This window comes from Bosea sp. OAE506 (assembly GCF_040546595.1).
In the GTDB taxonomy this organism is placed as follows: Bacteria; Pseudomonadota; Alphaproteobacteria; order Rhizobiales; family Beijerinckiaceae; genus Allobosea.
In genome coordinates, this window is sequence record NZ_JBEPOB010000001.1 from 3,280,046 (window position 1) to 3,297,786 (window position 17,741).

Annotated in this window: 19 protein-coding genes and 2 tRNA genes; 3 read left to right on the forward strand and 18 right to left on the reverse strand. The window is 67.9% G+C overall.

Going from position 1 to position 17,741, the window contains the following annotated elements:
• Positions 1-107: 107 nt before the first annotated feature.
• The 10 genes from ABIE41_RS16005 to ABIE41_RS16050 form a co-directional block, all read right to left on the reverse strand.
• Positions 108-377 carry a hypothetical protein gene (locus ABIE41_RS16005; RefSeq protein WP_192641315.1) on the reverse strand — a complete coding sequence of 90 codons (270 nt, stop codon included), beginning with the start codon at positions 375-377 and terminating at the stop codon, positions 108-110.
• Between the two features lie 99 nt (positions 378-476).
• Positions 477-1,193, reverse strand: a complete 717-nt coding sequence (locus tag ABIE41_RS16010) for an amino acid ABC transporter ATP-binding protein (RefSeq protein WP_192642816.1) — start codon at positions 1,191-1,193, stop codon at positions 477-479.
• A gap of 98 nt (positions 1,194-1,291) precedes the next feature.
• Positions 1,292-2,671: an amino acid ABC transporter permease gene (locus ABIE41_RS16015; RefSeq protein ID WP_192641316.1), complete on the reverse strand. Its 1,380-nt coding sequence runs from the start codon at positions 2,669-2,671 to the stop codon at positions 1,292-1,294.
• Between the two features lie 10 nt (positions 2,672-2,681).
• Positions 2,682-3,875 (reverse strand): amino acid ABC transporter permease, encoded by a 1,194-nt coding sequence (locus ABIE41_RS16020; RefSeq protein WP_354192492.1) that lies wholly within the window; start codon positions 3,873-3,875, stop codon positions 2,682-2,684.
• A gap of 82 nt (positions 3,876-3,957) precedes the next feature.
• Positions 3,958-4,980 carry an amino acid ABC transporter substrate-binding protein gene (locus ABIE41_RS16025; RefSeq protein WP_192641317.1) on the reverse strand — a complete coding sequence of 341 codons (1,023 nt, stop codon included), beginning with the start codon at positions 4,978-4,980 and terminating at the stop codon, positions 3,958-3,960.
• 145 nt (positions 4,981-5,125) lie between these two features.
• The gene (locus tag ABIE41_RS16030; RefSeq protein ID WP_192641318.1) at positions 5,126-6,148 is read right to left on the reverse strand and encodes an amino acid ABC transporter substrate-binding protein; all 1,023 of its coding nucleotides are present in this window, start codon (positions 6,146-6,148) and stop codon (positions 5,126-5,128) included.
• A gap of 160 nt (positions 6,149-6,308) precedes the next feature.
• Positions 6,309-7,334 (reverse strand): amino acid ABC transporter substrate-binding protein, encoded by a 1,026-nt coding sequence (locus ABIE41_RS16035; protein ID WP_192641319.1) that lies wholly within the window; start codon positions 7,332-7,334, stop codon positions 6,309-6,311.
• Between the two features lie 391 nt (positions 7,335-7,725).
• The gene (locus ABIE41_RS16040; protein ID WP_192641320.1) at positions 7,726-8,052 is read right to left on the reverse strand and encodes a lipid-A-disaccharide synthase N-terminal domain-containing protein; all 327 of its coding nucleotides are present in this window, start codon (positions 8,050-8,052) and stop codon (positions 7,726-7,728) included.
• A complete protein-coding gene (locus tag ABIE41_RS16045; RefSeq protein WP_192641321.1) occupies positions 8,049-8,816 on the reverse strand; it encodes a glycosyltransferase family 2 protein in 768 nt (255 codons plus the stop codon). Before ABIE41_RS16045 ends, ABIE41_RS16040 begins: the two co-directional genes overlap by 4 nt.
• Before the next feature lie 105 nt (positions 8,817-8,921).
• Complete coding sequence (locus ABIE41_RS16050) at positions 8,922-10,610, reverse strand: ArnT family glycosyltransferase (protein WP_354192497.1); 1,689 nt, start codon at positions 10,608-10,610, stop codon at positions 8,922-8,924.
• Positions 10,611-10,850: 240 nt separating this feature from the next.
• Between ABIE41_RS16050 and ABIE41_RS16055 the strand changes: the two genes are divergently transcribed.
• Complete coding sequence (locus ABIE41_RS16055) at positions 10,851-11,129, forward strand: hypothetical protein (protein WP_192641323.1); 279 nt, start codon at positions 10,851-10,853, stop codon at positions 11,127-11,129.
• A gap of 56 nt (positions 11,130-11,185) precedes the next feature.
• On the opposite strand, the gene ABIE41_RS16060 is transcribed toward ABIE41_RS16055, so the two are convergent.
• From ABIE41_RS16060 to ABIE41_RS16075, 4 genes are all read right to left on the reverse strand, one after another.
• A tRNA-Arg gene (locus tag ABIE41_RS16060) sits at positions 11,186-11,262 on the reverse strand.
• A gap of 68 nt (positions 11,263-11,330) precedes the next feature.
• On the reverse strand, positions 11,331-11,636 hold the full coding sequence (locus ABIE41_RS16065) for an ETC complex I subunit (RefSeq protein ID WP_192641324.1): 306 nt from the start codon (positions 11,634-11,636) through the stop codon (positions 11,331-11,333).
• 81 nt (positions 11,637-11,717) lie between these two features.
• A tRNA-Pro gene (locus tag ABIE41_RS16070) sits at positions 11,718-11,794 on the reverse strand.
• 69 nt (positions 11,795-11,863) lie between these two features.
• Positions 11,864-12,385, reverse strand: coding sequence for a DUF192 domain-containing protein (locus ABIE41_RS16075; RefSeq protein ID WP_192641325.1), 522 nt, complete (start codon positions 12,383-12,385; stop codon positions 11,864-11,866).
• Between the two features lie 180 nt (positions 12,386-12,565).
• On the opposite strand from ABIE41_RS16075, the gene ABIE41_RS16080 reads away from it, so the two are divergent.
• Positions 12,566-14,380: a hypothetical protein gene (locus tag ABIE41_RS16080; RefSeq protein ID WP_192641326.1), complete on the forward strand. Its 1,815-nt coding sequence runs from the start codon at positions 12,566-12,568 to the stop codon at positions 14,378-14,380.
• Positions 14,381-14,466: 86 nt separating this feature from the next.
• Complete coding sequence (locus ABIE41_RS16085) at positions 14,467-15,099, forward strand: CatB-related O-acetyltransferase (RefSeq protein ID WP_192642818.1); 633 nt, start codon at positions 14,467-14,469, stop codon at positions 15,097-15,099.
• On the opposite strand, the gene ABIE41_RS16090 is transcribed toward ABIE41_RS16085, so the two are convergent.
• From ABIE41_RS16090 to ABIE41_RS16105, 4 genes are read right to left on the reverse strand one after another with little or no spacing between them, the layout of a single operon-like run.
• Positions 15,071-16,126, reverse strand: coding sequence for an acyltransferase family protein (locus tag ABIE41_RS16090; protein WP_192641327.1), 1,056 nt, complete (start codon positions 16,124-16,126; stop codon positions 15,071-15,073). The two genes, ABIE41_RS16085 and ABIE41_RS16090, sit on opposite strands and share 29 nt — an antisense overlap.
• Positions 16,123-17,007 carry a glycosyltransferase family 2 protein gene (locus ABIE41_RS16095; RefSeq protein WP_192641328.1) on the reverse strand — a complete coding sequence of 295 codons (885 nt, stop codon included), beginning with the start codon at positions 17,005-17,007 and terminating at the stop codon, positions 16,123-16,125. Before ABIE41_RS16095 ends, ABIE41_RS16090 begins: the two co-directional genes overlap by 4 nt.
• Positions 17,008-17,049: 42 nt before the next feature.
• Entirely contained in the window at positions 17,050-17,349 is a 300-nt protein-coding gene (locus tag ABIE41_RS16100; protein WP_192641329.1) for a hypothetical protein, read from the reverse strand.
• A gap of 17 nt (positions 17,350-17,366) precedes the next feature.
• Positions 17,367-17,738, reverse strand: coding sequence for a hypothetical protein (locus tag ABIE41_RS16105; protein ID WP_192641330.1), 372 nt, complete (start codon positions 17,736-17,738; stop codon positions 17,367-17,369).
• Positions 17,739-17,741 lie beyond the last annotated feature (3 nt).

Consider the following 17,741-nt stretch of genomic DNA (forward strand, 5'->3'; position numbering starts at 1 on the left):
GCTCGCCTATCCTCAGGCTGGCGCGGCCTGTCGACCGACGGAGTCCATGAAAAAGGCCCGCCGAACGCAATGTTCGGCGGGCCTTTTCGATTCAATGGTCTGCGGGGTCAGTCGCAGACGCGCTCGGTGCTGCGGACCTCGCCGCGGCGCGTCTCACGGACCGTCGTGACGGTCCGGCAATTCTCGCGCTCACGGACCCGCTCGTAGCGCGCCCGCTCGCGGGCCCTCTCGTCGCGCCGCATATCGCGCTCGATGGCGCGGTCGCGCGGCGAACGCGGATCGACCTCGACACCGCCGGGGCCGATATTGATCGACTGGGCATAGGCTCCGCCCGTGGTGACCAGCGCCGCCAGCAGAACAGGAATGAAGCGTTTCATGGTTGTCCTCCGATTTGGGAGGACAACCTGTTCGGGGAACCATTGTTCCCCTGCGTCGCTGCCGCGACGGGTGCGGCAGCGATCGCGAGCCCATCTTCCTCAGTGCAGGATCTGGCTGAGGAAGAGCTTGGTGCGCTCGTGCTGGGGGTTCTTGAAGAAGGCGTCGGGCTTGTTCATCTCGACGATCTGGCCGGCATCCATGAAGATGACGCGGTCGGCGACCTGACGGGCGAAGCCCATCTCGTGGGTGACGCAGAGCATGGTCATGCCCTCGTCGGCTAGCGAAACCATGGTGTCGAGCACCTCCTTGACCATCTCGGGGTCGAGCGCCGAGGTCGGCTCGTCGAAGAGCATGATCTTCGGGCTCATGCAGAGCGAGCGGGCGATGGCGACGCGCTGCTGCTGACCGCCGGAGAGCTGGCCCGGATATTTCAGCGCCTGCTCGGGGATCTTGACGCGCTTGAGATAGTGCATCGCGATCTCCTCGGCGTCTTTCTTGGGCAGCTTCTTCACCCAGATCGGCGCGAGCGTCAGGTTCTCGAGGATGGTCAGGTGCGGGAACAGGTTGAAGTGCTGGAAGACCATGCCGACGTCGCGGCGGATCTCGTCGATCTTCTTCAGGTCGTTGGTCAGCTCGGTGCCATCGACGATGATCTGGCCCTTCTGGTGCTCTTCCAGCCGGTTGATGCAGCGGATCATCGTCGATTTGCCGGAGCCGGACGGCCCGCAGATGACGAGCTTCTCGCCGCGCTCGACCTTGAGGTTGATGTCGCGCAGCACGTGGAACTCGCCGTACCACTTGTTGACGCCGACCATCTCCACGGCGGTCGGGGTGTTCAGCGAGGTCGGCTTGAGGGCCGCGGGACGGGACTCGGCCGCCTTGATGTCTGCCATTGCCATGATCGTGGTTCCTCTCAGCGTCTCTGGCCGGCGGCGAGCCGCTTCTCGACCGCGATCGAGTAACGGGACATGCCCCAGCAGCACAGGAAATAGAAAATCGCGGCGAAGGCATAGCCCGTCGCGCGGGTGGTCGGCGTCGCCCAAGTCGGATCGACCAGCGTCGCCTCGATCGTGCGCAGGAAGTCGAAGATGCCGACGATGGTGACCAGCGTCGTATCCTTGAACAGCCCGATGAAGGTGTTGACGATGCCCGGGATGACGATGCGCAGGGCCTGCGGCAGGATGATCAGCCGCATCATCTGCCAGTAGCCCAGCCCGAGCGACATCGCGCCCTCGTACTGGCCCTTCGGGATCGCCTGCAGGCCGCCGCGGATGACCTCCGCCATATAGGCGGCGGCGAAGAGCGCGACGCCGATCAGCGGCCGCAGCAGCCGGTCGGGCGAGTACTCCTGCGGCACGAAGAGCGGCAGCATGGTGTTGGCCATGAACAGCACGGTGATCAGCGGCACGCCGCGCACGAACTCGATGAAGATTACCGAGAGCAGCTGGATGATCGGCAGCCGCGAGCGGCGCCCCAGCGCCAGGACCACCCCGAGCGGCAGCGAGAAGACGATGCCGACCGCCGCGATCAGGAAGGTCACCATCATGCCGCCCCAGAGGCCGGTATCGACCCGCGGCAGGCCGGCGCGATCGGCGACGATCGCGATCAGCCCGAACACGACGAGCGCCAGCAGGATCAGCCGCTTGGGGCGGTAGAAGCGCTGCATCGGCGCGGCAGCGAGTTCGACCTCCAGCAGCGAGGCCGGCGTCCAGAAGCGGGCGAGGCCGGGCGCGAAGGAGAGCACGAGATAGAGGGCCGCCAGCGCCAGGGTGAGCAGGATCGCCCAGCGCAGGAAGCCCTCGGCATTGGCGCCGCCGAGCAGCAGCACATAGGCGCCGAGCGGCAGCAGCACGAAGAAGAAGAAGGCGCCGACCTTCTTCAGGGGCGCGCGGTCCCAGAGCATCCAGACCACGCCGAGCGCAAACATCACGAAGACGATGTTGACGCGCCAGCGCTGGGTGACGGGATAGGAGCCGTAGATGAAGTACTGGAAGCGGTCGCCGATATAGGCCCAGCACGCGCCCACCGGCCGGCCGACCTTGTCGGCGAGGCAGGCGTCGCGATTGGTTCCGCTCCAGACCGCATCGAGGAAATAGAAGCGGACCAGGTCCGGCAGACTGGTGGCGACGACGTAGATGCAGATCAGCGTCATGAAGCTGTTCACCGGACCGGAGAACAGGTTGTTGCGGATCCAGGCCACAGGCCCCGCCACGGAGAGAGGCGGCGCCTGCTGTTCCAGTGTCTCCCGGCGCACGAAGGCGTGCGGGGCGTTTTCGAGTGTCGCGTCGGTCATCGTGGCGCCCTCACCGTTCCACCAGCGCCATGCGCTTGTTGTAGATGTTCATGAACAGCGAGGTCACGAGCGAAATCGTCAGATAGACCGCCATGGTGATGGCCACCACCTCGACGGCCTGACCGGTCTGGTTGAGAACCGTGCCGGTGAAGACCTGGACGAGGTCGGGATAGCCGATCGCCACCGCCAGCGAGGAGTTCTTGGTCAGGTTGAGATAGTTCGAGGTCAGCGGGGGAATAATGACCCGCATCGCCTGGGGGATGACAACGAGCTTGAGCGTCGGCCCGGCGCGCAGACCGAGCGCGTTGGCGGCTTCGGTCTGGCCCTTGGAGACGGCGAGGATGCCGGCTCGCACGACCTCGGCGATGAAGCCCGCCGTGTAGGTGGTCAGGCCGATCAGCAGTGCGACGAATTCCGGGAAGATCTGCAGACCGCCGGTGAGGTTGAAGCGCCCCTGCTGCGGCAGCTCGAAGCTGAGCGGGCTGCCGGCGAGGAAGAATACCAGCAGCGGCACGCCGAAGATCAGCGCGAGGGTGATGAGGCCGTTGGGGTATTGCGTGCCGGTCCGGGCCTGCTGCTTCTTCGACCAGCGGTAGAAGACGATCGCCACCACGACGGCGATGAAGAAGGCGATCACCACGGCCTGGAAGGCTGGGCCGAACTGCGGATTGGGGAGGATCAGGCCGCGGTTGTTCAGGAAGATCGAGCCCGGCAGCGCGATCGAATTGCGCGCATCGGGCAGCGGCTTGAGCACCGCATTGTACCAGAAGAACAGCTGCAGCAGCAGCGGCAGGTTACGGATGACCTCTACATAGATCATTGCCAGCTTCGCCAGCACCCAGTTGCTGGAGAGGCGCGCGACGCCGACGAAGAAGCCGAGGAACGTCGACAGCACGATGCCGATCGAGGCGACCAGCAGCGTGTTCAAAAGGCCGACCCAGAACGCCTGGCCATAGGTCGAGCCCGAGGCGCTGAACGGGATCAGCTTCTGGTTGACGTCGAAGCCGGCGGCGTTGTGCCAGAAGCCGAAGCCGGAGGCGATCTTCTGCGCACGCAGGTTCTCGATCGCGTTCGATGCGGCGGACCAGACGAGGAAGGCGACGAGCCCCAGCAGGGCGAGCTGGTAGACATAGCCCCTGATCTTGGGATCGTAGAACAGCGAGGCCTTGCCCGGCTGCGCGGTCTCGGTGGGTATGCTCGTCACCTGTTACGCCCTTTTTTCGTTTTGGTTGACGCCTTGTCCACCGGCGGCGTCGCCACCGCCGGTGTCGGTTGTTGCAGCGTGATCAGCGGATCGGCGGGGCGTATTGCAGCCCGCCCTTGGTCCAGAGCGCGTTCTGGCCGCGGGCGATCTTCAGCAGCGAGCCTTCGCCGACGTTCCGGTCGAACACGTCTCCATAGTTCCCCACATGCTTGACGATGCGATAGGCCCAATCGTTGGTCAGGCCGATCGCCTCGCCGAACTTGCCCTCCGTCCCGACGAGGCGCTTGATCTCCGGATTGTCGGATTTCAGCATCTGTTCGACATTCGCCTGGGTGACCCCGAGTTCCTCGGCGTTCAGCATGGCGTTGTGGGTCCATTTGACCACGTCGAACCAGTTGTCGTCGCCATGGCGGACCACCGGGCCGAGCGGCTCCTTGGAGATGATCTCGGGCAGCACGATATGGTCGGCCGGCACCTGGAGCTTCAGGCGCTCGGCATAGAGGCCCGAGGAATCCGTGGTGAAGACGTCGCAACGGCCGGACTCGTAGGCCTTGATGGTCTCGTCGCCGCCGGCGAAGGCCACGACCTCGTACTTCATCTTGTTGGAGCGGAAATAGTCGGCGAGGTTGAGCTCCGTCGTCGTGCCCTGCGCCACGCAGACCGAGGCGCCGGCGAGCTTCAGCGCGGAGTCGACGCCGAGCTTCTTGCGGACCATGAAACCCTGGCCGTCATAGTAGTTCACGCCGGCGAAGTTCAGTCCCAGCGAGGTGTCGCGGGACATCGTCCAGGTCGTCGTGCGAGAGAGCAGATCGACCTCGCCCGCCTGGAGCGCAGTGAAGCGGTCCTTCGACGAGAGCGGGACGAACTTGACCTTCAGCGGGTCGTTGAAGATCGCGGCAGCGATGCCGCGGCAGAGATCGACGTCGAGCCCCTTATAATTGCCCTGGGCGTCGGGCATGGCGAAGCCGGCAAGGCCCGGGCTGGTGCCGCAGTTGAGCACGCCGCGCGCCTTGATCTGGGCGAGCGTATTGGTCTGAGCGCTGGTGGCGCCTGCAGAGGCGACGAGCGCTGCGGCCGCGAGAACCGTCGTGACGATGTTGTTCATGCTGTTCCCCTGTTTTGGACGCGGGCGAACCCGCGTCCAAAACGCTTAGCAAGTCCCAGACCAAGCCCCCGCCGCGTCTCGCGGCGGGGTTTGGCAGGGAATCCGGCCGGGCATCGCAGAGCCATGCTGTCCGGTACGCAGGGGATCAGCGGATCGGCGGGGCGTATTGCAGGCCGCCCTTGGTCCAGAGGGCGTTCTGGCCGCGGGCGATCTTCAGCAGCGAGCCCGCGCCGACATTGCGCTCGAAGGACTCGCCGTAATTGCCGACATGCTTGATGATCCGGTAGGCCCAGTCGTTGGTCAGGCCGACGGCCTCGCCGAACTTGCCTTCCGTGCCCACCAGACGCTTGATCTCCGGATTGTCGGACTTCAGCATCTCGTCGACATTGGCCTTGCTGACACCCAGTTCCTCGGCGTTCAGCATGGCGTAGTGGGTCCATTTCACCACATCGAGCCAGTTGTCGTCGCCATGGCGGACGACCGGGCCGAGCGGCTCCTTCGAGATGATCTCCGGCAGGACGATGTGGTCGGCCGGGACCTGGAGCTTCAGGCGCTCGGCATAGAGGCCGGAGGCGTCGGTGGTGAAGGCATCGCAGCGGCCGGACTCGTAGGCCTTGATGGTTTCGTCCGACGTCGCGAAGGCGACGACCTCGTACTTCATCTTGTTGGCGCGGAAGTAGTCGGCGAGGTTGAGTTCGGTCGTGGTGCCCTGCTGGGTGCAGACCGAGGCGCCGGCGAGCTTCAGCGCGGAGTCGATGCCGAGCTTCTTGCGGACCATGAAGCCCTGGCCGTCATAGTAGTTCACGCCGGCGAAGTTCAGTCCCAGCGAGGTGTCGCGCGACATCGTCCAGGTCGTGTTGCGCGAGAGCAGGTCGACCTCGCCCGACTGGAGCGCGGTGAAGCGGTCCTTCGACGAAAGCGGGATGTACTTGACCTTGTTCGGATCGTTGAAGATCGCGGCCGAGAGGGCCTTGCAGAGATCGACGTCGAGGCCGCTCCAGGTGCCCTGGGCGTCGGGAATGCCGAAGCCCGCGAGGCCCGGGCCGACGCCGCAGGTCACGACGCCCTTGGTCTTGATCTGTCCGAGCAGCCCGGTCTGAGCCTGGGCGCCGGTGACGCAAATGGTTGCAGCGGCAGCGGCGAACGCTGCAGCGATGACGGTTTTCATGTGATTTCCCCTGTTGTCGGAACGGGTTCCTCCCGTTCTCGGTGAAGTAGCAAGTCCCGGACCAGCGCGGTCCGTCTTCCCTCTCCTCTGGGCCCCTCGCCCGTTGCGTTCCGCGACAAAAAAGCGGGCGCCGGACGGATCCGGCGCCCGCTCGTCGTCCTTAGCGGACAGGCGGGGCGTATTGCAGGCCGCCCTTGGTCCAGAGTGCGTTCTGGCCACGCGCGATCTTCAGCAGCGAACCGGCGCCGACGTTCTTGTCGAACGACTCCCCGTAGTTCCCGACCTGCTTGACGATGCGGTAGACCCAGTCATTGGTCAGGCCGATGGTCTCGCCGAACTTGCCTTCGGTCCCGAGCAGACGCTTGATCTCCGGGTTCGGCGACTTCAGCATCTCGTCGACATTGGCCTTGGTGACGCCCAGCTCCTCGGCGTTCAGCATGGCGAAGTGGACCCACTTCACCAGGGCGAACCACTGCGGATCGTTGTTGCGGACGGACGGGCCGAGCGGCTCCTTCGAGATGATCTCGGGGAGAACGATGTGCTCGTCTGGGGCGGTCAGCTTCAGGCGCTCGGCATAGAGGCCCGAGGCGTCGGTGGTGAAGGCGTCGCAGCGGCCGGCGTCATAGGCCTTGACCGTCTCGTCCGAGGAGGCGAAGGCGACGACCTCGTACTTCAGGTTATTGGCCCGGAAGTAGTCGGCGAGGTTGAGCTCGGTCGTGGTGCCCTGCTGGGTGCAGACCGAAGCGCCGGAGAGCTGCAGCGCCGAGGTGACGCCGAGCTTCTTGCGGACCATGAAGCCCTGGCCGTCATAGTAGTTCACGCCCGTGAAGACGATGCCGAGCGAGGCGTCGCGGGTCATCGTCCAGGTCGAGTTGCGGACGAGCAGGTCGACCTCGCCCGACTGGAGCGCCGTGAAGCGATCCTTGGCCGAGAGCGGGATGAACTTGACCTTCGCCGGATCGTTGAAGATCGCCGCAGCGACCGCGCGGCAGAACTCGACGTCGAGGCCGCCCCAGTTGCCCTGGGCATCCGGCACGCCGAAGCCGGCGAGGCCGGTGTTGGAGCCGCAGTTGAGGATGTTGCGCTGCTTGACCTGAGCCAGCGTCGAGGGCGCCTGCGCCGAGGCGGCGGTCGCCGCCAACGCCAGGCCGAGCCCCGCGACGGCGGCCGTCATGAACTTCTTCATGTAACTCTCTCCCATTGAAATGCTCCTGCCCGATCTCGGCCGGCAGACGCCGTCGGTCTGGTCGCTCGCGGCGCTACGGCCGCTGGATGCACAGAAATTATGCGCCATACCGTCCGTTCGTCGATTGCCAGAGCCCCGCATGAGCGTCAAGCGGAGGCGTCTTTCGACGCCGTCCCTTGTCCACTGCATACATCACATGCGAGTTTGTGGGGGCGGTCAAGCCTGAGGCGGCTCGGTTTGGGCGATGACGAGGGTCCTGACGCTGCGGCGCAGCCCTGCCCGATTCGGCGCCAGAACTGCGCGGCAACCAGCCATGCCGCGCTCTTTCGCAATCGATGCTGCCCGTTCGAGCCTGCCTAAAGCGCTGCCGCTCGCGGGCGCGCCGACCCCGTCAGCCCTGCCGGCGACGGCGGTTGCGGAAGATCAGGATGAGGTTGCGGGTATAGATCACCATTGCGAGAGCCTGGCCCATGATGATGATCGGCTCGCGCCGGACGATGCCGTAGACCAGCGTCATCAGGCCGCCCGCCAGCGAGAAATACCAGAAGGAGAGCGGCATCACCGAGTTGCCCTCCCGCTCGCTCGCCAGCCACTGGACCAGGAAGCGCGCGGTGAAGAGCAGCTGCGCGACGATGCCGAAGGCGAGCCAGAAGTCGAACTTCAGCACAAAGACGTCGTAGAGATAGTCGGAGACCGCGTGGCCGATGGAGATGATCATGGCTGCGGCTCCGTGACGATCTGCGGCACGCGCCGGCGGCGGCGGATCAGCCACCAGACACCGACAAGGTCCAGGATGCCGACCCAGAGTCGGTCGAAGAAGCCATAGTTCGAGACGCCGGTGAGTCGCGGGCGGTCGCGGACGTCGAGATGCACGACCGTATAGCCCTCGCGCACCATCAGAGCCGGCATGAAGCGGTGCAGCGCGTCGAAATAGGGCAACGCCAGATAGGCCTCGCGCCGGAAGCATTTCAGCCCGCAGCCGGCATCGCGCGTGCCGTCCTTGAGCAGGCGTCCGCGGACGCCGTTGGCGATGCGCGACTGCAGTTTCTTGAAGCCGGTGTCCTTGCGGCCGACGCGCTGGCCCTGGACGAGGCCGGCCTGGAGACCGGCTTGCTGCAGCGCCGACAGCATCGCCGGCAGGAAGGACGGGTCGTTCTGCCCGTCGCCATCGAGCGTCGCGACGATGGGCGCGCGGGCGTGGCGCACGCCACTCCTCACCGCTGCGCTCTGGCCGCAGGACTGGGCGTGGGTGACGATCCGCAGCCAGCTCCGCTCGGCGGCCAGGGAGGCCAGCGCCGCCGCCGTGCCGTCGCTCGAGCCGTCATTGACGTAGATGACCTCGAAGGCACCGATCGATCGGCAGGCCGTCTCGATGTCGGCGATCAGCGGCCCGACATTGCCGACTTCGTTGCGTACGGGCACGACGACGCTGAGCAGCGGCGCGGTCGAAGCGGCTTCGGGAGATGGCGTGGGGTCGGTCAACAGACGATCATCCGGAAAAACGGCCCGCAACCTGCGTCAGGGCGGCCGACAGGGCAAGGAGCTTTGCAGGATGTCCGTTCGCCGAAGGACCCTGCCATGATGGGTTCAGGGCCGGGTCAGCACCGCGATCTCGAGGCGGCGGCCTCCGTTGAGATTGAAGCCGCGCAGCGTCGTCACCAGTCGGGGCGTGATCCCCGTAGCGGGCAGCGCGGCCTGGAAGGCGGCAGCATGGCGCGCCTCGACCAGCGCGACGCGGCAGCCCGGCTGGGCGAGGAAGGCCGCTGCAGCGGCGCCGTCCGGCCCCATGGCGAGATCGGTCCCGACGAGGAAGACGAGGCTGGGCTCGCGATAGCCGACCGTGATCACGGCCGGATCGGTGCAGCCAACGGTCCGGACCGCCTCTGCCAAGCGCGGCGAAAGCTTGAAGGACCGCAGGCTCTCGACGGCGAAGCCGTACACGCCCAGCCCCAGCAGCAGGCTCGCGACCACCCCGAGCCGGAGCGCGCCTTCGAGATCGCCGCAGCGGAAAGCGGCGACGACCGTGGCGGCCACGAGGAGCGCCAGCAGCAGGAACGGCAATGCGAGATAGGGAATGCTGCCGTCCAGCGACCAATTGGCGGCGACGATGATTCCCGTCAGGGCCAGCGGCACGATGACCACGAGCAGCGCGGTGGCGACGGAGCCGCGCCGGAACCGGTCGATCCCGTCATTCAGGAGCGCGAGCAGCAGCAGCGCCGTCACCGCCGGATAGAGCGGCAGCACGTAATGGGGCAATTTGGTCGGCACGGCCTCGAAGACGATCCAGGACGGCACGATCCAGGCCAGGAGGAACAGAACCTGCGGCTCGCGCCGGCGGACCCAGGCGAAGGGCACGGCCATGGCGGCAAAGGCGGCGGCCGGCCAGTAGGTGCCGAAAAAGATCAGCAGATAGAGCCCGGGTGGCCCCCAGTGCTTCTCCTGGCCCTCGGCGACCTTGCCGAGCATGTCCTGCCCGACGCTCTCGGCGAAGAAGGCGCCGCCGGTCTTCCAGGCGATCGCCAGGAACCAGGGCAGGACGACGACGAGGCACAGCAGCAGGCCCCGGTCGAAGCGCAGCGGCTTGAGCCAGCGGAAGCTGCGCTCACGGATGCTGAGGACCAGGATGGCGAGCCCCCAGACCATGGGCACGATCGGGCCCTTGAGCAGGAGGCCCAGCGCCGTCGCACTCCAGAACACCAGCCAGTTGCGCGAACTGGGGACGAAGGCGAGCGAACGCGTCCAGTCCAGCCATGTCCGCGCCAGCGCGCCCATGGTGGCGACCGCGCAGGCGGCGAGCAGCGCGTCGGTCTTGGCGATGCGGGCCTCGACGCCGAGCAGGACGCAGGCCGCCATCAGCGAAGCGCCGAGCAGCGCCATGCGCGCGCCCACAAAAGCGAGCAGCGCCCAATAGGTCAGCAGCACGGTGGCGACGGCACCGACCAGCGAGGGGATGCGGTAGAGCCAGATCTGCGTGCGCGCCTGGGGCACACCCAGCGCCTCTCCGGCGGCCACGGTCGCGCTCTGCAGCCAGTAGATTCCGACCGGCTTCTTGTGGCGCGCCTCGTCCTGGAAGCGGATGTCGACGAAATCGCGCGTCTCCAGCATCTGCTTGCTGGCCTGGGCGAAGCGGGGTTCGTCCCGGTCGAGCGGCTGCAGCGTCTGGAAGCCGGGGAGGAAGGCGGCCAGCGACAGCAGCACCAGGAATGCGCAGGCGCGGGCGTGGCTGGCGGAGGCCAGCGTCGCGAGACGGTCGAGCGCGGTGGTGAGCGACGGCATGGACATCCTCGCGACCGCAGCGATCGCAACTGGCTCTGGGCCGGAAAGGCCGGGCGGCCTCACCCGCGGGGCGGCGCGGCGATGACCGGTCTTTCGGGCATGATCAAGGCGGAGGCCGCCAGGAGCGGCCGGCGCGGTTTACGCCGCATGCTGCGCCGCGGCAAGCTTCGGTGGGATTAGAGTGGCCATGACAGCCTCGCGCCCCGGCGCTAGCCTGCCGACATGGAGGAGGCGCCGATCATGGGCCAGCTGTTGCTGAAGGCGCTGCGGTCCGGCCTCTGGGGCCTGCTGATCGGGCCGCTCGCCGCCGTACTGATCGTCTTCGGGGCGATGATCCTCGACCCGGCATGCGGCCCCGGCGATTCCGGCGGCTGTGCCATGGGCCTCGTCACGGTCCCTGTCACGGTCGCGCTGCCGAGCTTCGGCCTGTTCTTCCTGGGTGGATTGGCGCACGGCCTCTGGCAACGTCGCCCGGCCGACGCGATCAGGCGCCTGCGCAACTGGGGGCGGGAGGATTGAAGCCCGTCCAGCCGGATGGTGACCGGCACGGGACCGGGCGGGAGTCGGTGGAAGAATGGCGAGCCCGGCTGGATTCGAACCAGCGACCAGCAGCTTAGAAGGCTGCTGCTCTATCCATCTGAGCTACGGGCCCGAAGACGAAGGCCGTGGCCTTCGTCGGTCTCATCAGGGGCGAAGGCGAGCGCCCTGCCCCTCAAACAGTCAATGCGTCCACTGTCCGCGGCGCGAGAACTTGAAATTGTCGGAGTAGGCCACCGTCCGGCGGAGCGGCTCATGGGGCTGCTCGACGCGGAAGGGAATGCCGTTGCGGGTGGCATAGGCGACGGCCTCGGCCTCGCTGTCGAACCAGAGCTTGACCTGGCTGTTCATGTCGCCCGACGAGGTCCAGCCCATCAGCGGCTCGATCTGGCGCGGCTGCTCCGGCTCATATTCGAGCAGCCAGCGCTCGGTCTTGGCGGTGCCCGACTGCATGGCCGTGCGGGCGGGGCGATAGATGCGTGCGGTCATGGCTCTCGCTCGGCGCTCACCTGGATACTGGCCGTCTGACACGCTTGCCGCCGGGCGGGCCCGGTCGCAAGACGCCCGGAATGGTCGGGGCACCAGGATTCGAACCTGGGACCCTCTGCTCCCAAAGCAGATGCGCTACCGGGCTGCGCTATACCCCGACTGGCCATTCCACGCGTGGCGGTTGGCTATCACGTCCGGCGCCTGCGCCGCAAGCGCGCGGCCTTCGCTCAGCGCCGGAACAATGCGTGCTCGACGCGGTCGCCGGCCTTCAGACCGAGCGTGCGGCTGACGCCGCCATTGATTTCCAGCACCGACAGGACCGGCTCGCCGGAGGGAATCGTCCGCTGCGACAGGGGCTCGGTGTTCTCGGCGATGCGCGCAATCGTGCCGTCGGCGCGGATGAACAGCATGTCGAGCGGGATGTAGGTGTTCTCCATCCACATCGCGACGGGCTCGGTTCGGCCGAAATCGAACAGCATGCCGCGGTCGGCGGGCATGTAGCGGCGGTGCATCAGCCCCCTCGCCCTCTGCTCGGGTGTGCGCATCACCTCGACCTGGAAACTGTGGCGCTTGTCGCCGCTGACGATGGCGAGGCTTTCCAGCGCCGCGGGCGCCTGCGCGGCGGGCGCCCCCTGAGCCAGGCGCAGGCTCTGCGCGGTCACGGGCACGGGCTGCGCCAGAGCGGTACCCAGCGCCAGCGCCGCGACAGCCCGGCTGCAGAGGGAAAGGAAACGGGGCTTGGCCTGCATCGTCGTCTCGGCTCCGGCTGGCGCGTCCTGCGAACCTATGACGTCGCAGATGGCGAATCTGCGACAGATACCGGCCAGGCCGGTCGCCGGGTCAAGTGTTTCGTCAGCATGCCGGAGCGTCGCGGCTTTCCTTCGCGGGCGGGTTGCGGCAGGGTCGCCGCCACAAAACAGGAGACCGTCATGTTCGCTCCGCGTCAGCGCCGCCCGCTCGGTGCCGCCCTCGCTCTCGCCATGCTGGCGATGTCGCAGCCGCTCTCCGCGGCCGATTTCCAGCTCGACAATGTCCGTATGGAGTTCGGCCTCGTCACGCTGTCGGCTCCCAAGCTCGAGGTGAAGGGCTCCCCCCTGGAGCGTGAGGCCTTTCGCAGCCTCCTCGACATCAAGAGTGGCGAGACGGCGCTCGCCCGCATCGACCGCCTGAGCGCGTCCGAGATTCGCGCGCCGGAACTCGTCGTCGAAGTTGCACAGGGCAAGCAGAAGCAGGTCACGACGTATCGCGACGTGCGTTTCTCGGACATCCGCGACGGCCAGATCGCGCGCGGCGAATCGGCGGGCGGATCGCTCGCCGGCCAGAACCCCGACGGGGGCAAGCTCAGCGGCACGTTGCTGGCGATGCGCTTCGAGGGCCTCGACATGCGGCAGACCGCGCGGGTCCTCGTCGACCGCGTCCCGGCCGGCCAGACCGAGCCGGTGCGCCCGCTGCTGCGCCGCGCCGAGCAGGACGGCTACAGCATCGACATGGGCCCGGCCGGCAAGATCAGCTTCGGCCGCGCCACCAGCCGCGACATGGCGGCGGGCGTCGGCCCCGAGCCGCTGGGCGATCTGCTGACGCGCGCGATGGCGCTCTCCGAGCAGACCGCGGCCGGTGGCGCGTCAAAGGACGATCCGGTCCGGCGGGAGGCGGAGAAGCGCATGGGCATCGCCCTGCTCGGCTTCTACGATCGTGTCGAGATCGGCAGCGGCGAGATCCGCGACATGGTGATGACCGTGGTCGATCCGAAGGCGGCCAAGCCCGGCGCGAAGCCCGACCCCGTCGAGATCAGCATAGCCCGGATCGCCTACGGGCAGGATGCGCCGGCCAAATCCGGCTTTGCGCTGGAAGGACTGCGGTTCGCCGGCGGCGGAGCGCGCGGAATGGTCGACTCGATCAGCTATGTCGGCTTCTCCTACGGCCCGGTGGTGAAGGCGCTGCTGGAGGATCTCGGCCGGCCCGGCTCGGGCCCCGACATGAGCGACTGGCGCCGCTACGTTCCGACCCTCGGCACGATGCGCTTGGCCGGGCTCACCGTCGATGCCCCGCCTGCGGCGCGGGGCGCGGCTCCGGTGAAGGTCGGGATCGGCACCTTCGAGATGAAGGCGGGCGAGCAGCTCAACGGCATCCCGACGAGCCTGTCGCTGACCCTCGACAAGCTCGTCGCGCCGATCACCGAGGGCGCGGGCAATCCGGCGGCCAAGGACCTGATCGCCATGGGCATCCGCTCGCTCGACCTCTCGGCCCGGATCGACCTGGCCTGGGAGGCCGCGCGCAACGAACTGGCGATCCGGCAGATCGCGCTCGGTGGCGCCGGGCTGGCTCGGCTCGAGGCCTCGGCGACGCTGGGCAACGTCACCAAGGACCTGTTCTCGAACGACGCGGCGCTCGCCCAGGTGGCGGCGCTCGGCGCAACCGCGCGGGGCCTGACGGCCAAGCTCGAGAATTTCGGCCTGGTGGAGAAGCTGATCGCCAACGAAGCCCGCAAGGCCGGCCGCAAGCCCGATGAGATGCGCCAGCAATTCGCGATGATCGCGAGCCTGGGGCTGGCCTCGATCCTCGGGCCCTCCGACGCAGCCAAGACGCTGACGGCGGCAGTCTCGCGCTTCGTCGCCAAACCCGGCACGCTGACGCTCGACGCCAAGGCGAAGTCGGCCAGCGGCCTCGGCCTCGCCGACGTGATCACCATCACCGACCCGACCGAGATCCTCGACAAGATCGAGCTTAAGGCCGACGCGCAGTGACGCAGGCGCTCGAACCGGCGGAGGGGTTGTCGCCGGACGATCTGCAGTGGCGGCCGGGGGCTCTCGCGGCGGCGTGGTGGGCGGGGTTGCCGCCGGCCGCTCGTGGCCTGCTGCGCGGGCGCGTCAACCCGCACAACCAGACGCGGATTCATCTGGCGAAGGTGATCGCGCGGCGACCCGGCCAAATCGCCGTCGGCGCCTGGACCTATGGGCGGCCGAAGATCCGTTTTCCCGAGAGCGGGGCGCGTCTGACGATCGGCCGCTACGGCTCGATCGCCGACGGCGTCGAGATCTTGCTCGGCGGCAACCACCGCACCGACTGGGTGACGACCTATCCGTTTCCCGCCCTCCCGGGGCTCTGGCCCGAGGCCGCGGGGATCGTGGGCAGCCATACGACGCGGGGCGACGTCGTCATCGGCCACGACGTCTGGCTCGGGTCGCAGGCCATGATCCTGTCCGGCGTCACGATCGGCACCGGCGCCGTCGTCGCCGCGCGGGCGGTGGTGGCGCGGACCGTGCCGCCCTACGCCATCGTCGGCGGCAATCCGGCCCGTGTCCTGCGGATGCGCTTCGAGGAAGCCGAGATCGCGTCGCTGCTGGCGAGCCGCTGGTGGGAGCTGCCGCGAGAGGACATTCTGCAGCTTATGCCCGTCTTGATGTCGGGTCGCGTCGCAGATCTCGCAGCCGTCGTCAGCGAGCGGCGATCAGCCGGCGCTTGAGACCGAGCGCCGGCTTCTCGACCAGATGCCAGGACAGCCAGGCGACGGCCAGCGTGACGAGCAGTCCCGGCCAGAACAACGTCATCGCGCTGGCAGCGGGGAACAGGGCATGGCTCGCCTGCTGGATCGGCCAGCCATAGAGATAGACGCCATAGGACAGGTCGGAGGGTGGTTCCGTGCTTCGTCGGGTCAAGGCGGGAGCAAGCGCCAGGACCAGCACGCCCCAGGCCGTGAGCAGATAAAGAGCAGTCTTGTAGAGCGGCGTCGGCGAGAGCAGGACGAGGGTAGCGAGCCCCAGCGCCAGCCCCGGAAGGGACAGGCGCACTTGGTCCCGGAACAGGTAGATCAACCCTCCGGCGAGGAAGATCAGCGGCAGGCGCAGCGCGGTCTCGACGCCCTTGGGACCATCGGGGTCGACGATTTCGCGCAGTAGCGTCGCGACCAGCAGCAGGCCGCCCATCGCCAGCGCCAGCTTCGGCCGGGCGAGCAGGCCCAGCAGCCCGCCGACGAGGACGCCGAGATAGCAGAGCGTCTCGTATTTCAGCGTCCAGACCGTGCCCATCGGAAAGGGCAGCGGGTTTTTATCGAAGACGCCAGGAAGGGCCGAGGCGCTCTTGAAGGTGGTCAGCGTGCCCGTGATGAAGCGGCGCAACTGCGGATCGGCGAGATAGGCGCCGAGATCGAGGCGGGTCATCGCCGCGCCAAGGCCGAGCGCGACGACCAGCGTCGCAGCAATGAGGCCCGGTGCGATCCGCAGCGTGCGGGCGACCAGGTAGTCGCGCCAGCCGCGGCGGTCATAGCTCATCGTGACCAGGAAGCCGGAGATCGCGAAAAAGCCGTTGACCGCATGCTCGCCGAGCGTGAAGCCCGTCGTCTGCGCCCAGGGCTCGTCCTCGACGCGCCCGGTCGCGACGCTAAAGGCGTGCGAGACGACGACGGCGAGCGCCAGCGCAAGCCGCAGCAGGCCGAAGTTGTTGTGCGGACCGGCCAAGGCCTGCGTGACGCTGACGCCGAAGAGCCTGGTCATGGCGAACCCTCCAGTCCTTCGCGGGCGAGCGCGGAGCGGCCACGCAGCCAGGCGAGCGCGCCGGCGGCGGAGCCGGCATGCGCGGCCATCTTTTCGCGCCGCAGGATCAGGGCATATCCCACCGCCTTGGCCAGGCTTTCGAGGATTTTGACGGGGGATGGTGGCGGCAACCGGTACTTGCGGGCGACATAGCCCTCCGACCAGGCGAGGTGCCAGCGCGCCTTGAAGCGGCGTGCCGCCGAGGGAGCGCTCGAACGCCCTCGCCCATGGCCGGCTTCGGCCGCATGGACATGGACGAGGGCGTGGCCGGCGTCGCGCAGGCGGCGGCAGAGGTCGTCATCCTCGTAGAAGAGGAAGATCGCCGGGTCGAAGCCGCCGAGCGCGACGAAGATCTCGCGGCGGACGAGCAGGCAGGCGCCCGACAGGAACGGCAGGCAGGCGTCGCCCTCGGGGATCGCCATTGCGCCGCTGCGGTTGAGATGCGGCGGGGACAGGAGCGAGCGCGGCTGCAGGAAGATCCGGCCCGAGGGCTCGACGATGCGCGGGGCGAACAGGGCCGCGTCGGGATAGCGCTGCGCGGCTTCGAGCAGGGCTGCAACCGCGCCTGCCCTCATCTCGACGTCCGGATTGACGATCAGCACGAAAGGTGTGGTGCTGGCGGCGACGCCACGGTTGTTGGCGCGGCCATAGCCTTCGTTGCGCGGGCTCGCGATGACGGTCGCGCCGCGCTCGCGTGCGATCGTCACGCTCGCATCGCTACTGGCATTGTCGACGACGACTGCCGGGACGCCGTCCGCAGCCAGCGCCGACAGGCAGGCCGGCAGCACCTCGGCACTGTCATGGGCGACGACGATGGCGGTGATCTGGCTTCCGGCGGGCATCGGCGCCTTGTGGCCGTGATGGCCGATCGGAGGCAAGCGAATTCAGCGACGGGTCAGCGCCGCGACATCGCGCTGGACCGAGGCGCGCTCGGCGGCATCGCAGGCCCGTGGCGCCTTGTAGGATTTGACCGCGAAGGCGGCGTTCGCCAGCGCGAAGCGGCGGCGCTCGTCCTGCTGCATGCGGCCGACGACCCGGCCGCGGTCGACCCGCAGGCCGCAATCATAGGCGCGCGACACCTGCGCGGCTGCAAATTCCGGCGTGCCGGGCAAAGGCCCGGCCGTAGTGCAGGCGGACAGCCCGAGCATCAGCGGCAGGGCGAATAGCCGTGGTGGAAGCCTCATGGCGCGGTCGCGGGATGTCAGAGGGCGCTGAAGTCGCCTGCGCGGATGCGCATCATCTTCTCGCGGACCTCCGCGCGCTCCTCGGAGCCACAGGGCTTCGGTCGGACCATCTGGTTGACGGTCTCGCCCTCGGAGACGGTGACATAGGTCGAGCGGGCGCTGGCGAGTTGCTCGGGCGTGGCGCCGCGAGCCTTCTCGGCCGCGATGAAACTCTCGAGCGTGGACCGGCTCGGCGCCCCGGCGCGGCAGGCCACCGAGCGCGAGACCACGCTCGCCAGTTCCGAGGCGCGGGATGCGCTCGGATTGGCCGGGCCGGAGACGCAGGCCGAGAGCGGCAGCGCCGCGAGGCAGGCGAGCGCGAGGGCGCGCGCCGGAACGGAAGCGGTCATGTC

What these genes read in the sequence shown, in the direction of transcription:
- ABIE41_RS16005 (WP_192641315.1), bottom strand. Translation starts at nt 377, where the DNA reads ATGAAACGCTTCATTCCTGTTCTGCTGGCGGCGCTGGTCACCACGGGC.
- ABIE41_RS16010 (WP_192642816.1), bottom strand. Translation starts at nt 1,193, where the DNA reads ATGGTCGGCGTCAACAAGTGGTACGGCGAGTTCCACGTGCTGCGCGAC.
- ABIE41_RS16015 (WP_192641316.1), bottom strand. Translation starts at nt 2,671, where the DNA reads ATGACCGACGCGACACTCGAAAACGCCCCGCACGCCTTCGTGCGCCGG.
- ABIE41_RS16025 (WP_192641317.1), bottom strand. Translation starts at nt 4,980, where the DNA reads ATGAACAACATCGTCACGACGGTTCTCGCGGCCGCAGCGCTCGTCGCC.
- ABIE41_RS16030 (WP_192641318.1), bottom strand. Translation starts at nt 6,148, where the DNA reads ATGAAAACCGTCATCGCTGCAGCGTTCGCCGCTGCCGCTGCAACCATT.
- ABIE41_RS16035 (WP_192641319.1), bottom strand. Translation starts at nt 7,334, where the DNA reads ATGAAGAAGTTCATGACGGCCGCCGTCGCGGGGCTCGGCCTGGCGTTG.
- ABIE41_RS16040 (WP_192641320.1), bottom strand. Translation starts at nt 8,052, where the DNA reads ATGATCATCTCCATCGGCCACGCGGTCTCCGACTATCTCTACGACGTC.
- ABIE41_RS16050 (WP_354192497.1), bottom strand. Translation starts at nt 10,610, where the DNA reads ATGCCGTCGCTCACCACCGCGCTCGACCGTCTCGCGACGCTGGCCTCC.
- ABIE41_RS16055 (WP_192641323.1), top strand. Translation starts at nt 10,851, where the DNA reads ATGGGCCAGCTGTTGCTGAAGGCGCTGCGGTCCGGCCTCTGGGGCCTG.
- ABIE41_RS16065 (WP_192641324.1), bottom strand. Translation starts at nt 11,636, where the DNA reads ATGACCGCACGCATCTATCGCCCCGCCCGCACGGCCATGCAGTCGGGC.
- ABIE41_RS16075 (WP_192641325.1), bottom strand. Translation starts at nt 12,385, where the DNA reads ATGCAGGCCAAGCCCCGTTTCCTTTCCCTCTGCAGCCGGGCTGTCGCG.
- ABIE41_RS16080 (WP_192641326.1), top strand. Translation starts at nt 12,566, where the DNA reads ATGTTCGCTCCGCGTCAGCGCCGCCCGCTCGGTGCCGCCCTCGCTCTC.
- ABIE41_RS16090 (WP_192641327.1), bottom strand. Translation starts at nt 16,126, where the DNA reads ATGACCAGGCTCTTCGGCGTCAGCGTCACGCAGGCCTTGGCCGGTCCG.
- ABIE41_RS16095 (WP_192641328.1), bottom strand. Translation starts at nt 17,007, where the DNA reads ATGCCCGCCGGAAGCCAGATCACCGCCATCGTCGTCGCCCATGACAGT.
- ABIE41_RS16100 (WP_192641329.1), bottom strand. Translation starts at nt 17,349, where the DNA reads ATGAGGCTTCCACCACGGCTATTCGCCCTGCCGCTGATGCTCGGGCTG.
- ABIE41_RS16105 (WP_192641330.1), bottom strand. Translation starts at nt 17,738, where the DNA reads ATGACCGCTTCCGTTCCGGCGCGCGCCCTCGCGCTCGCCTGCCTCGCG.